Origin of the sequence: Vogesella aquatica, from assembly GCF_028548455.1 — a bacterium.
GTDB lineage: Bacteria > Pseudomonadota > Gammaproteobacteria > Burkholderiales > Chromobacteriaceae > Vogesella > Vogesella aquatica.
This window is the reverse complement of sequence record NZ_JAQQLF010000010.1, coordinates 72,751-84,843: the sequence shown is the minus strand read 5'-3', so window position 1 is coordinate 84,843 and position 12,093 is coordinate 72,751. Positions and strand designations below refer to the sequence as shown.

The 12,093-nt window shown below is 62.6% G+C and carries 12 protein-coding genes and 1 tRNA gene; 3 read left to right on the top strand and 10 right to left on the bottom strand.

What is annotated here, in order from left to right; genetic code table 11:
- Window positions 1-32 precede the first annotated feature (32 nt).
- A complete protein-coding gene (locus PQU95_RS09540) occupies window positions 33-737 on the top strand; it encodes a helix-turn-helix domain-containing protein (protein WP_272751770.1) in 705 nt (234 codons plus the stop codon).
- A 93-nt stretch (window positions 738-830) separates the two neighbouring features.
- Here the strand turns inward: PQU95_RS09540 and PQU95_RS09535 are convergent, their stop codons facing one another.
- The 10 genes from PQU95_RS09535 to PQU95_RS09490 all read right to left on the bottom strand — a co-directional run bounded on the left by PQU95_RS09535 (window position 831) and on the right by PQU95_RS09490 (window position 9,354).
- Window positions 831-1,649, bottom strand: coding sequence for a segregation and condensation protein A (locus tag PQU95_RS09535; protein ID WP_272751769.1), 819 nt, complete (start codon window positions 1,647-1,649; stop codon window positions 831-833).
- Between the two features lie 236 nt (window positions 1,650-1,885).
- A complete protein-coding gene (locus PQU95_RS09530) occupies window positions 1,886-3,082 on the bottom strand; it encodes a tryptophan--tRNA ligase (RefSeq protein ID WP_272751768.1) in 1,197 nt (398 codons plus the stop codon).
- Window positions 3,083-3,102: 20 nt separating this feature from the next.
- On the bottom strand, window positions 3,103-3,747 hold the full coding sequence (locus PQU95_RS09525; RefSeq protein WP_272751767.1) for a site-2 protease family protein: 645 nt from the start codon (window positions 3,745-3,747) through the stop codon (window positions 3,103-3,105).
- Between the two features lie 18 nt (window positions 3,748-3,765).
- Complete coding sequence (locus PQU95_RS09520; RefSeq protein ID WP_272751766.1) at window positions 3,766-4,386, bottom strand: L-threonylcarbamoyladenylate synthase; 621 nt, start codon at window positions 4,384-4,386, stop codon at window positions 3,766-3,768.
- Between the two features lie 4 nt (window positions 4,387-4,390).
- Window positions 4,391-5,275 (bottom strand): 3',5'-nucleoside bisphosphate phosphatase, encoded by an 885-nt coding sequence (locus PQU95_RS09515; RefSeq protein ID WP_272751765.1) that lies wholly within the window; start codon window positions 5,273-5,275, stop codon window positions 4,391-4,393.
- A complete protein-coding gene (locus PQU95_RS09510) occupies window positions 5,262-5,498 on the bottom strand; it encodes an oxidoreductase-like domain-containing protein (RefSeq protein ID WP_272751764.1) in 237 nt (78 codons plus the stop codon). The genes PQU95_RS09515 and PQU95_RS09510 overlap by 14 nt, the downstream gene beginning before the upstream one ends.
- Window positions 5,495-5,713: an RNA-binding S4 domain-containing protein gene (locus PQU95_RS09505; protein WP_147683057.1), complete on the bottom strand. Its 219-nt coding sequence runs from the start codon at window positions 5,711-5,713 to the stop codon at window positions 5,495-5,497. The genes PQU95_RS09510 and PQU95_RS09505 overlap by 4 nt, the downstream gene beginning before the upstream one ends.
- Window positions 5,714-5,931: 218 nt before the next feature.
- Window positions 5,932-6,492, bottom strand: a complete 561-nt coding sequence (locus tag PQU95_RS09500; protein WP_272751763.1) for an AAA family ATPase — start codon at window positions 6,490-6,492, stop codon at window positions 5,932-5,934.
- Window positions 6,493-6,970: 478 nt separating this feature from the next.
- Window positions 6,971-7,969 carry an asparaginase gene (locus PQU95_RS09495; protein WP_272751762.1) on the bottom strand — a complete coding sequence of 333 codons (999 nt, stop codon included), beginning with the start codon at window positions 7,967-7,969 and terminating at the stop codon, window positions 6,971-6,973.
- Between the two features lie 62 nt (window positions 7,970-8,031).
- A complete protein-coding gene (locus PQU95_RS09490; RefSeq protein WP_272751761.1) occupies window positions 8,032-9,354 on the bottom strand; it encodes a sodium-dependent transporter in 1,323 nt (440 codons plus the stop codon).
- Between the two features lie 376 nt (window positions 9,355-9,730).
- Here PQU95_RS09490 and PQU95_RS09485 point away from each other — a divergent pair.
- Both PQU95_RS09485 and PQU95_RS09480 read left to right on the top strand, forming a co-directional pair.
- Window positions 9,731-9,804: transfer RNA gene (locus tag PQU95_RS09485), tRNA-Gly, on the top strand.
- A gap of 37 nt (window positions 9,805-9,841) precedes the next feature.
- On the top strand, window positions 9,842-12,016 hold the full coding sequence (locus PQU95_RS09480; RefSeq protein ID WP_272751760.1) for an AsmA family protein: 2,175 nt from the start codon (window positions 9,842-9,844) through the stop codon (window positions 12,014-12,016).
- Window positions 12,017-12,093 lie beyond the last annotated feature (77 nt).

Below are 12,093 nucleotides of genomic sequence, written 5' to 3'. Positions count from 1 at the left end.
AGCTGCGCAAGCCTGACAAGCAGCTTGAAGCCGTGGTACAGGCCGTATGGTCTGCTGCGGTATGCGCCGATCACCCCGGGCCGGTTATCAGACGCCTTTACTCTGATGCCAGCAGCGGCATTCTGTTTGCACTGGCCGGCAAGATCGAGATTGATGATATCGGCCTACCGCTCGGGGTAATTCTGTGCCCGGTGGCTAAATCATCCGGCGAGGTGGCGCTATACCCCGGTTCTCGCCTGGCTGGCATCCGCTTTCATCCGGCGACAGCGTATGGTGTTCTTGGCCAGCACTATGAAGACATGACGCGGCTTGCCCCTGCCGACGATCACCGCCATGCGCTTTACCCTCTCTACCAGCAATTGTCGGATTGTGACGATACGCACCGCCACCTTGAGCTACTCAGCCACTGGGCGGAGATGCATCTTGTTTTACGGCAGCTGGTTCCATCTGCGTTGCAAAGTGCCTTACAGGCTCTGGCACTCGCTGATTCAGCCGCCTTGCCCGACACATCACTGCCACGCGGCCAACGCCAGATAGAGCGCCTGTTCCGGCAATGGCTGGATATGACGCCCAAACAGTATCAACGTATCCTGCGGGTAAGCAATGCTGCCAGTTTCCTGTTGTTACACCCCGACGCCAGGCTGGCCGAGGTAGCACTACAATTCGGTTTTAGCGATCAGGCGCACATGTGCAGAGAGTTTCGCTCGCTGGCCAACACCACGCCTGGGCGAGTCTGAGCCGCTTTGCTTCACTGCCAAAACGTGCCATTCACCCCGCACAGACGAGCCCTGTCATCACCATGGTTAATCCACCCCGCGATTCCTAGCGGGCTACACCAGCGCCAGCCTCACGTAGATGGGCTGGTAGGGCTCGTCCTGGCTGACTTTCACCATGCCCTCTTTCACCAGCTCCAGCACGGCGATGAAGTTCACTACCAGGTGGGCGACGCCTTTGTGGATGTCGAACAGCTCTTCAAACGCTACGTAGTCGCGGCCGTCCAGGTAGCGCAGGATCCAGCTCATCTGCTCGCGTACCGATAGCTCGTCTTTTTCTACCTTGTGGTGGCGGTTGTGCTTTGCGCGCGACAGGATGGCCAGCCAGGCCTGGCGCAGGTCCAGCGGGCTGACGTCGGGCAGGCGCTGCTCGGCAGACTGCTCTACCAGTACGGCCAGCCAGGCAAAGTCGCGGTCGGCTTGCGGCAGCTTGTCCAGCGCCAGCGCGGCCAGCTTCATTTGCTCGTATTCCAGCAGGCGGCGCACCAGCTCGGCGCGCGGGTCGTCCGGGTCGTCTTCGCCTTCTACCGGCGGGCGCGGCAGCAGCAGGCGCGATTTGATTTCGATCAGCAGCGCGGCCATCAGCAGGTATTCGGCGGCCAGCTCCAGCCGGCCGTCGCGCATGGCGTCGATATAGCCCATGTACTGTGCGGTAACCTCGGCCATGGGGATGTTGAGCACGTCCAGGTTCTGCTTGCGGATGAGGTAGAGCAGCAGGTCGAGCGGGCCTTCGAAGCTTTCCAGAATCAGCTGCAGCGCGTCGGGCGGGATGAACAGGTCTTGCGGCACTTCCAGCACCGGCTGGCCGAACACGTGCGCGATGGGTGTGGCAGGCGGCAGGTCGGGCGGGGTAAGCTGGAAGTCGGTGTCGGTCATGGTATCTCGTGTCTGCCGCCGGGGTGTGGCAGGCGGTGTGCATGAATTGAACAGGCGTGGTACGCCACAGGCCGCTATTGTACGCCAGCTTGTCTGGCCACGCGGCAGGCGGCGGCATACTCGGCAGGCCGCTTGGCAAGCAGAATGCGGCAAGGCCGCTGCCGGCGTGTGCCGGCAGCGGCCTTGTTACGTTACAGGGTTGGCCGCATGAGGCTGCGGCCAACCCTGGCTAGCGCTTAGTAGCCCAGCCCCATGGCCTGGCGCACGTCGTTCATGGTGGCGCGCGCCACTTGCTCGGCCTTCGCGTTGCCTTCGGCCAGAATCTCCTGCACCAGCTTGGGGTTGCTCAGGTATTTCTCGGCGCGCTCGAACATCGGCTGCTGCTCGCGCACCACGGCGTCGATCACCGGCTGCTTGCAGTCCAGACAGCCGATGCCTGCGCTGGTACAGCCGGCTTTCACCCATTCCTTGGTGGTGCCGTCGCTATACACCTCGTGCAGCTGCCATACCGGGCAACGGCTCGGGTTGCCGGCGTCGGTGCGGCGCACACGCGCCGGGTCGGTAGGCATGCCGCGGATTTTCTTGGTCACCGCCTCCGGCGCTTCGCGCATGGTGATGGTGTTGCCGTAGGACTTGGACATCTTCTGCCCGTCCAGGCCCGGCATTTTGGAAGCAGCGGTCAGCTTGGCCTCGCACTCCGGCAGGATGATCTTGCCCTTGTTTTCCAGCCAGCCCAGCAGGCGCTCGCGGTCGGCGCCGCCCAGGTTCTGGCTTTGCGCCAGGATCTCGCGCGCTTTTTCCAGCGACTCGGCGTTGCCGTCCTGCAGGTAGGCGGTGCGCAGCTGCTCGAACTGTTTACCGGCCTTGCCGATTTTCTTCACCGCCGCCTTGGCCAGCTCTTCAAAGTTGGGCTCGCGGCCGAACATGTGGTTGAAGCGGCGTGCCACTTCGCGGGTCAGCTCGATGTGCGGCACCTGGTCTTCACCCACCGGCACCAGCCCGGCTTTGTACACCAGGATGTCGGCGGCCTGCAGCAACGGGTAGCCCAGGAAGCCGTAGGTGGTCAGGTCCTTGTGGCTCAGCTTGTCCATCTGGTCCTTGTAGGTGGGCACACGCTCCAGCCAGCCCAGCGGCGTCACCATCGACAGCGCCAGGTGCAGCTCGGCGTGTTGCGGCACCTTGGATTGCACGAAGATGGTGGATTTTTCCGGGTCCACGCCGGAAGCCAGCCAGTCGATGACCATCTCGTTGATGGACTTGCCGATGATGGACACATCGTCAAAGTTGGTGGTCAGCGCGTGCCAGTCGGCCACCATGAAGAAGCATTCGTGGCTGTGCTGCAGCTCTACCCAGTTCTTGATCACGCCGTGGTAGTGGCCCAGGTGCAGGCTGCCCGTAGGGCGCATGCCGGAAAGGATACGGTTGGCAAACATGTATGGCTTTCAGAAAAAGGTCAGGCTCTTACCAGCAGGTAGAGCAGGTTCAGTACGATTTCGATAAACGGACTCAGGATGGGCGACAGCGTGCGGGTGAACACCAGTGCCAGCAGTATCCACATGCCGTACGGTTCCAGGCGGGAATATTTATACGCCAGGCCCGGCGGCAGCAGGCTTTCCACAATGCGGCCACCATCCAGTGGCAGCAGCGGCATCAGGTTCAGCACCATCAACACGACGTTAATGCCGATACCGGCCTGGCTCATCAGCGCCAGCGGCTCGCTGTAGCTGTTGTTCATCACTACGGCCAGCTTGAACAGCAGTACCCACAACACCGCCATGGCAAAGTTGGCCAGCGGACCGGCTGCGGCTACCCAGCGCATGCCTGCGCGCACATTGCGCAGGTTGCCAAAACGCACCGGCACCGGCTTGGCCCAGCCAAACAGGAAACCGCCCACCGCCAGGCACATCAGCGGCAGCAAAATGGTGCCCACCAGGTCGATGTGGCGCAGTGGGTTCAGCGATACACGGCCCAGATTGTAGGCGGTGTTGTCGCCCCAGTACTTGGCCACGTAGGCGTGCGCGGCTTCGTGCAGGGTAATGGCAAACAATACCGGCAGTGCGTATACGGAAATCTTCTGGATCAGGTTGAGTTCTTCCAAGATGCGGTCCTTGCAGGTTTACAGGCCCAGGCGCGCGGGGTCGCCCTTGCCCTGGCGAATCAGCGCCACGCCGTCGGTCATGTCGATGACGGTGGTGGGCTCGGTGCCACACCAGCCTCCATCGATCACCAGTTCCACCAGATGTTCCAGCCGCTCGCGGATTTCGTAAGGGTCGGTCAGTGGCGCCTCGTCCCCCGGCAGCTGCAGCGTACAGGACAGAATGGGCTCGCCCAGCTCTTCCAGCAGCGCCAGCGCCACCGCGTGGTCCGGCACGCGCAAGCCGATGGTGGCGCGCTTGGGGTGCAGCGTGCGCTTGGGTACGTCGCGGCTGGCTTCCAGAATAAAGGTGAAGCTGCCCGGCGTGGCAGCCTTCAGCAGGCGGAACTGCGCGTTATCCACACGGGCGTAGCTGGCCAGCGAGGACAGGTCGGCACACACCAGCGTCAGGTGGTGCTTGAGGTCGATCTGGCGGATGGCCAGCAGGCGCTCCATGGCTTTCTTGTCGCCCAGGTGGCAGCCCAGCGCGTAACAGGAGTCGGTGGGGTACACCACCACGCCGCCGTCGCGGATGATCTTGGCTGCCTCGCGAATCAGGCGTGCCTGCGGGTTTTCCGGGTGAATCATGAAGAACTGGGACATGGCATTAGCTCGCTAGGTTGGCTGCAGGGTTGGCCGCAGGCTGCTGGATGCGCGCGGCCAACGGTAGCCAGACCGGCTGGCAAATGGGGGGCAGCAGCTGGGTGCTGCCTACGTCGCGCCCGCCCTCGCCTGGCGCGTGAAAATCGCTGCCGGCGCTGGCGTACAGCTCGTGGCGCTGGGCGTGCAGGGCAAATTTGATCATGTCGTCCAGGCTGTGGCTGCCGCTAGCGATTTCGATGCCCTCGCCGCCTGCGGCCTTGAAGTCCAGGATCAGTCGCTCGATCAGCGTGCGCCCCATATCGTAACGCCCGGGGTGGGCGATCACCGCCATGCCGCCGGCGGCGCGTATCCACGCTACCGCGTCTTCCAGGCTGGCCCACTCGTGCGGTACGTAGCCTGGCTTGCCGTTGGTCAGGTATTTGCGGAACACGGTTTTCACGTCTTTCACCTCGCCGCTTTGCACCAGGAAACGGGCAAAGTGGGTGCGGCCAACCATTTCCGGGTTACCGGCAAAGCGCATGGCACCGTCAAACGCGCCGTGGATACCGGCTTTTTCCAGCGATGCCGACATCTGGCGCGCACGCTCCACGCGGCCGTCGCGGATAGACTTCAGCCCGGCTTGCAGCACCGGGTTGGCCGCATCAATGCCCAGGCCAACGATGTGCACGGTATGGCGCTGCTGCCAGCTCACCGAGACTTCCACGCCATTCAGGAAAGGCACACCGCAGGCAGATGCGGTGGCCGCCGCCTCGGCCAAGCCGGCGGTGCAGTCGTGGTCGGTCAGCGCCAGCAGCGTGGCGCCGCGCTCGGCGGCACGGCGTATGACCTCGGCCGGCGGCAGCCCGCCGTCGGAGGCGGTGGAATGAAAGTGCAGGTCAATGCTGTTCATCGGTGCCTTTGTTTGCCGCACGGCCCTGGCGTGCGGCTTCGCGCAGCTGCCAGGCGGCCAGCTTCTGGCGGTACTCGCTGACCGCAGAATCATAGATATCCCAGACACAAGGCTGACAACCGCTATTGCAGCAAGCGTAGTCGTCTGGCGTCTCGGGGGCTTCCGGCTGCGGATCGAAGTCGTCGTCGAACGACTCGGGGCCGATGGCTTGCAGGGTACTCACGCTGCGGCTACCACCTTGATGGTAAAGCCATCGCCGGACACCAGCTGGCCGACGCGGATCTTGTTGGTCTTGCGCAGCTCTACCTGGCCGTCTACCAGCACATTGCCCTCGGCAATAAAGTGCTTGGCCATGCCGCCGGTGTCGCACACACCGCAGGTTTTCAACAGGTCGCACAGCGGGATGTAGTCGCCGCTCAGTTCGTAGATTTCGTTCATGGTTCTGTTCACAGTGGGTTGTACACACCGCCTTTTGACAGGGCTGTGTGCCGGCTGTGGACAAGCTCCACAAGCCTTTGTTTGTTCTGGCCTTTTTCTGGCTGACCATTTTTTAATCAGCCGGTTTTAACTTTCCACACCACAGCGGGACAGGCTTGTGCACCGGCTGTGGACAACACAGCTAACTGGCTGAGCCGTAAGGCGAAAGCCGATGCTGCCTAAAAAACAGGCAGCTGCGGCAATACGCGCCGTAGTGCCGCCCACGCAGCCGCCTCGCGTTGCGCCCCCTGCCCGGCTACCAGCTGATACGGCACACCGGCTACCTGCAACGCGGTGCGGTACAGGCCCAACAGCCAGTCGCGGCTATCGGGGTGGCTGCGTAGCGGGTCCGGCTGCCATGGCAGGTCGGGTGCGGTGAGCAGCGTCTGCGTATAGGCATGCGGCTGGTTCAGCGCCAGCAGGGCTGGCTCGGCCTGGCCAAAGGCAACTTCGGCCCAGATGCGGCAGGTCAGCACCGTGGTGTCGCACAGCAGTACGCTGGCACCGGCGTCGCAGGCGGCTTGCTCGGCGGCCAGTTGCCCGCGGGCAATGGCCAGGATATCGGCGGCACTGGGCTGGTAAGGCCGGTTGGCATAGTAAGCCCGGGCGTACTCGGCTACCGCTACCGCCGCCACACCATGTTGCTGCAGCCGCTTGGCCAGCTGCGCGGCCAAGGTGCTTTTACCGCAGGATTCCGGGCCGACAATGGCAATGCGTACGGGGGGGCAAACGTCAGACATATGCCACCTATTATACGCGGCAACCGCTCTGCCCTGTTACCCGCCTGCAGCACAGGCGAACGCCACAGGCCCGGCTATCCACAGCATGCGTAAAAACGCCCACATCCTGTGGGAGCAAGGGTGTGGGCGGGCTGTGGAGAAGCAGCGCAAGCCCATGATTTATAGAAACAAACACAGTTCAGCCTATTTTTTAAGCAGAACCCTGCACACCAGGCTGCCAGTGCCCAACTCTCACCTCGATAAACACCCCCAAGCCAGGTAACACGGCAAAACGCCCACACCCTGTGGGAGCAAGGGTGTGGGTGGGCTGTGGAAAAGACAGACAAGTCATTGATACGGCAGGCACAAAGCGCGGGTGACTATTTTTTAATCACCCACCGTGCTTTATGCACGCCGGCGCTGGAAAGCGCTGTGGGGGGCTTGTGGACAGATGCCCTAAGCCCATGAGGCACAATGCTTTTTCCGGGCTGACTGTTTTTTAATCAGCCAGCGTTACTTCACCGCGCAGGTTTGCCGCCCAGGCCTGGCGCAAAGCGGGTGCAGACAGACCTTGCGACAGCAGGTACAGCAGCTTGGCGTTGGCCGCTTCCGGCGTCATGTCGCCACCGGCCAGGGCACCGGCTTGCGCCAGCGGCTGGCTGGCTGCGTACGCGCCCACCTCTACCGCGCCTTTGCCGCACTGAGTCAGGTTCACCACCAGGCAACCGCGCTCGCTGGCTGTGCGCACGCCGTCCAGCAGGGCTGCGTCGTCCGGCGTGTTGCCGTTACCGTAGCTGTGCAGAATGGCGGCCTGCGGCGTATCTGCGGCCAACCAGCGGCCAAAGTCAGCGGCCATGCTGCCAGGCAGCAAGAAGCCGCTGCGGATGCTGGCCGGCTGCGGCAGCACGGCGCGGAAGGCACCACTGCCGCGGCGCCACTGGGTAGTGTCCCAGCTGGCGTGAATGCCAAAGCGGGCCAGCGGCGTGGCGTTCGGGCTATCGAAACCGGCAAAGCTGGCGGCGTCTACCTTGCGCGCACGGCAGCCGCGCAGCAGCAGGCGGTTAAAGGCGATGGCAACTTCGTGCAGTGCCGGCTGGCACGCCGCCTCGATGGCGTCGGCCAGGTTGCCCCAGCCGTCGCTGCGCGGGTGGCCCAGCGGCAGCTGCGAACCGGTCACAATCACCGGTTTGGCCAGGTTTTCCAGCGCAAAGGCCAGCACGCTGGCGGTGTAGGCCATGGTGTCGGTGCCATGAATCACCACAAAGCCGTCGTAGCGCTCGTAAGCGGCAGCCAGGTCGGCCACCAGCTTTTGCCAGTCGGCCACGGTAATGGCCGACGAGTCGATCAGCTGCGGGTACTCCACCACGTCCCAGCTCACGCCTTCGCGCGCCAGGCGCTGCAGCTGCGCCGGCAGATAGCCCGGCACGGGTGCCAGGCCAGCGGGGGTGGGCGCCATGCCGATGGTGCCACCGGTATAGAGAATCAACAGTTTGCTCATGCGCCATGCTCCTTATCATGAAAAACGGCGTACCCCGCAGGGTAACGCCGTTTGGATGTGCATTACAGATTGTGTACCAGAATGCCCAGAATCAACACCGGTGCCACGTAGCGGCAGAAACCGCGCATGGCTCGCAGCCACACCGGGGTATGCCCGGCCGCGGCCAGCTGGCCTTGCACCACCGGCCACACACGCCAACCGACAAAGATGGCCAGCAGGACTTCACCCACAGGCATCAGTACATTAGATGTGACGTAATCCAGCAGGTCGAAAAACCCTTTGCCGAACACGGTGTACTCGCTCCAGATCCCTAGCGACAGCGACGCCGGAATGCCCAGCAAAAACACGCCGGCGGACACCAGCAGCGCGGCACGGCGGCGCGGCAGCTTGAATTCATCCATTACCGCACTCACCACTACCTCCAGCAGCGATACCGACGAGGTCAGCGCCGCCACCAGCAGCAGGCAGAAGAACAGCACGGCAAACAGCTGGCCACCGGCCATCTGGGCAAACACCGCCGGCATGGTGATAAAGGTCAGGCCCGGGCCGGCGGACGGGTCAAAGCCAAAAGCAAACACCGCGGGCAACACCATCAGGCCCGCCAGGAAGCAGGTCATCACGGTGAGCGCGATCACCCATAGCGAGGAGCCCAGTAGCGGGGTGTCGCGGCCAACGTAAGAGCCGTAGGTAATCATCACGCCCATGCCCAGCGACAGCGAGAAAAACGCCAGACCCATGGCGTCTACCAGCATATTACCGGTGACCTTGCCAAAATCCGGCGTCAGGAAATACAGCAGGCCATCCATGGCGCCAGGCAGCGTGAGGCCGCGCACGATCAGCACCAGCATCAGCACAAACAGCGCCGGCATCAGAAACTTGGACAGGTTCTCGATACCCTTCTGCACGCCGCCCAGCACCACCGCCAGCGTCAGGCCGGCAAACAGGCCATGGTAGATCAGCGGCTGCACCGGGTCGGTAATGAAGTCATTAAAGGTATCGCCCAGCACTTTGGCGTCGCTGGTCAGGATGCTGCCGCCAAGCGACTTGCCGATATAGGCAATGGTCCAGCCACCCACCACGCTATAGAAAGAGTAAATCAGGAAGCACACCAGCACGCCGGTAAAGCCCACCCACGGCCAGGCGCGGCCACCGAGCTGGCGAAAACTGCCCACGGCATTGCTGTTGGCCGCACGGCCCAGTGCCATTTCCCCCAGCATCAATGCCAGGCCGACCGACAGGCAAATCAGCAGGTAAATAAACAGGAATGCACCGCCACCATTGGTGGCTGCCACATACGGAAACTTCCAGATGGCCCCCAGGCCGATGGCGGAACCCGCCGCAGCCAGAATAAAACCGAGGCGCGAGCCCCATTGAGATCGAGACATACAGACTTCACTTCCAAACGGTAACGAAACAGGGCTGCCGGTAAGCACCCCACGCAAGCGCCACAATGCCGGTAAGCATCATGGCGATTCACACGCTCGTTGCCGGTCTTGCCACGGCGGGTAGCACGGGCAAGGTCCTGCAGCAGCCGGGTAGGCTGGCCCTGGGTACGTGCAACCTGCCGGCCAGGTTGGCCGCGGTCACCACGCAGGCGGGCGGAACGCACTGGCCCTAAAAAGCCAGAACCGCCAGCGGCACAGCCTGCCTGGCGGTTTTGTATACGAAATACAGTACATAAAATACCATGTTGCCGCTTTTGCGTCAGCCACAGCCTTGCCTAGCCCCGCTGCTATGCGTATACTCGCGCTTCACCTGAGTGCGGGTGTAGCTCAATGGTAGAGCAGAAGCTTCCCAAGCTTACGACGAGGGTTCGATTCCCTTCACCCGCTCCATCCTGCCTTATCAATTCACGCCGCAGAACCAATGCCCATGAAATGGAACTCTGGCCGGCTATGGCTCAAAACCGCTGTCTATAGTCTCGTTGCCCTGGTTTCGCTGCTGGCCATCGGGCTGATCCTGTTTTTCCTGCGTTTCGATAGCCAAAGTGTGCGCAACAATCTGCAAAACTCGCTGGCCGACACACAACGCACCGTCACCATCAACGGCAAGATTTCCCCCATGCTGTTCCCCTCGCCCGGCCTGGCCATTGGCGAGCTGGACATCAGCGAGCCGGGGGGCCGCAAGCCCTTTGCGCGCATTGGCGAAGTAGAAGCCCGCCTGGCCTGGCTGCCGCTGCTGTTTGGCGAGCTGGAAATCACCCACCTGGCACTGCACGATACGCAGATCAATCTGGTGCGTAGCAGCGATGGCAGCATGAACTTTGCCGACCTGCTGCGCCGCCGCAAAACCAGCAAATTCAAGCTGGACCTCGATACCATGGCGCTGCGCGGCACCAGTATCAACCTGTCCGACCGCGTGAACGGCCGCCTGAGCCGCCTGGAAGAAGGCAGCCTGGACATAGAAGGGCTCAAATCCAATGCCCGCCTGTCATTTGGTGGCCGCCTGGTGAGCGGTAGCCAGGTGGTCAGCGTGGCGGTCAAAGCACCATTCACCCGCCAGGATGACCAGGTCAGCATCGACCAGCTCGATGCGCTCGCCATCAGCAGCACCGACAAGCTGGGCGAGGTTCGCCTGGGCGCCGAGGGCCGCCTGAAACTGAACTTTGGCACCCTGCTGGCCAGTGGCGAAGACCTCAAGCTGACACTGGATACTTCGCTACCCAAGGGCCATGCCGAAGCGCGGCTACCCCAAATCAGCGCCAGCCTTACCGAACTGACCACGCCTGCGGCCGCCATTACCGGCTCGGTGAATTACGCCCGCACGCAATACCGCTTTTCCAGCCAGCTGGCCGAAATCAAGCTGAATCGTGAAGGTGCGTTTGCCGACCAGATGCTGGGCAATTTTGCCTGGTCGGTAGGCGGGCACGCCATCAGCATGAACCTGCGCGCGCCGCTGAGCCTGGCGGCCTACCACCAGCTGCGCCTGGAGCCGCTGGCACTCACGGCGCACCTGAAAACGCCGGTACTGCCGCGCGGCCAACTCCAGGCATCGCTGCAAGGCGCGCTGGACGGCGACCTGACTGAAAGCCGGCTGAACCTGCGCGTGGCTGGCCAGCTGGACGGTGCCGCGCTGGCGGCCACGGCCACACAGTACGGTTTCATGCAGCCGCGCCACGAAGCCACGCTGACCGTGGGCAAGCTGGACCTGAACCGCTACCTGCCGGAAAACCAGGCCGAAAAAGCGGTGGCACTATTCCAGAACGGCACGCCCTTCCGCCTGGACTGGATGGATTTCCTGAACGTGGACGGCAAGCTGTCGGTGGGCGAGCTGGCCATGGGGCGCTTCCGCATCAAGGGCATTACCGCCGACATCAAGGCGCGGCCGGAGAGCATTACGCTGGACCAGCTGGGCGCCGAGATCTACGACGGCAAGCTCAAGGGCAGCATGAAGCTGCTGCGCGACAAAGAGCCGCGCGTGGAGCTGTCGCAACAGCTGATCGGCATGCAAATCAAGCCGCTGATGCTGGACCTGTTCGACTTTAATCGCGTGGAAGGCGCCAGCAACGGCTGGGTGCAGCTCAATGCCCATGGCACCTCGCTGGCGGCGCTACGCAATACCCTGAGCGGCAAAGTGGCGGTACGCCTGGAAAAAGGTGCGCTGACCGGCATCGACCTGGTATCGGCGCTGCGCGACCTGCCTGGCGAGCTGAAAGACTGGAACAACAACACCATGGTGGCGCAGGCCGACCAGAAAACCACCTTCTCGGCGCTGTCGGCCGGCTTTGAGCTGGACAACGGCATTGCCCGCAACCAGGACCTGAAGCTGGAGTCCTCGCTGGTGAATGTAAAAGGCGGCGGCAAGTTCGACCTGACGCAGAGCATTGTGGATTACACGCTGAATGTGCGCGCCAACCCGCAAGCCTTCAAGCAGCTGAACGGTATCAATGTGCCGCTGAAAATCACCGGCCAGATCAACAAGCCTACCTACTCGCTGGACTTCAACGCCATGGTCAAAGGCAAGAAAACCGAAGGTGAAAAGCAGCAGGCGCTGAAAAAAGAACTGACCAAGCAGATCACCACCATCCTGCCAGGCGGCAAGAAGTAAGCACACCGCCGGCAACAAAAGGTTAGCCGCCTATCGCTGCGGCCAACCTTGCCATGCAAACAGGCCGGCAACAGGTG

Bases quoted from the DNA above. Each gene is read 5' to 3' on its own strand.
- PQU95_RS09535 (WP_272751769.1), bottom strand. From the start codon at position 1,649: ATGACCGACACCGACTTCCAGCTTACCCCGCCCGACCTGCCGCCTGCC.
- PQU95_RS09530 (WP_272751768.1), bottom strand. From the start codon at position 3,082: ATGTTTGCCAACCGTATCCTTTCCGGCATGCGCCCTACGGGCAGCCTG.
- PQU95_RS09520 (WP_272751766.1), bottom strand. From the start codon at position 4,386: ATGTCCCAGTTCTTCATGATTCACCCGGAAAACCCGCAGGCACGCCTG.
- PQU95_RS09515 (WP_272751765.1), bottom strand. From the start codon at position 5,275: ATGAACAGCATTGACCTGCACTTTCATTCCACCGCCTCCGACGGCGGG.
- PQU95_RS09505 (WP_147683057.1), bottom strand. From the start codon at position 5,713: ATGAACGAAATCTACGAACTGAGCGGCGACTACATCCCGCTGTGCGAC.
- PQU95_RS09500 (WP_272751763.1), bottom strand. From the start codon at position 6,492: ATGTCTGACGTTTGCCCCCCCGTACGCATTGCCATTGTCGGCCCGGAA.
- PQU95_RS09495 (WP_272751762.1), bottom strand. From the start codon at position 7,969: ATGAGCAAACTGTTGATTCTCTATACCGGTGGCACCATCGGCATGGCG.
- PQU95_RS09490 (WP_272751761.1), bottom strand. From the start codon at position 9,354: ATGTCTCGATCTCAATGGGGCTCGCGCCTCGGTTTTATTCTGGCTGCG.
- PQU95_RS09480 (WP_272751760.1), top strand. From the start codon at position 9,842: ATGAAATGGAACTCTGGCCGGCTATGGCTCAAAACCGCTGTCTATAGT.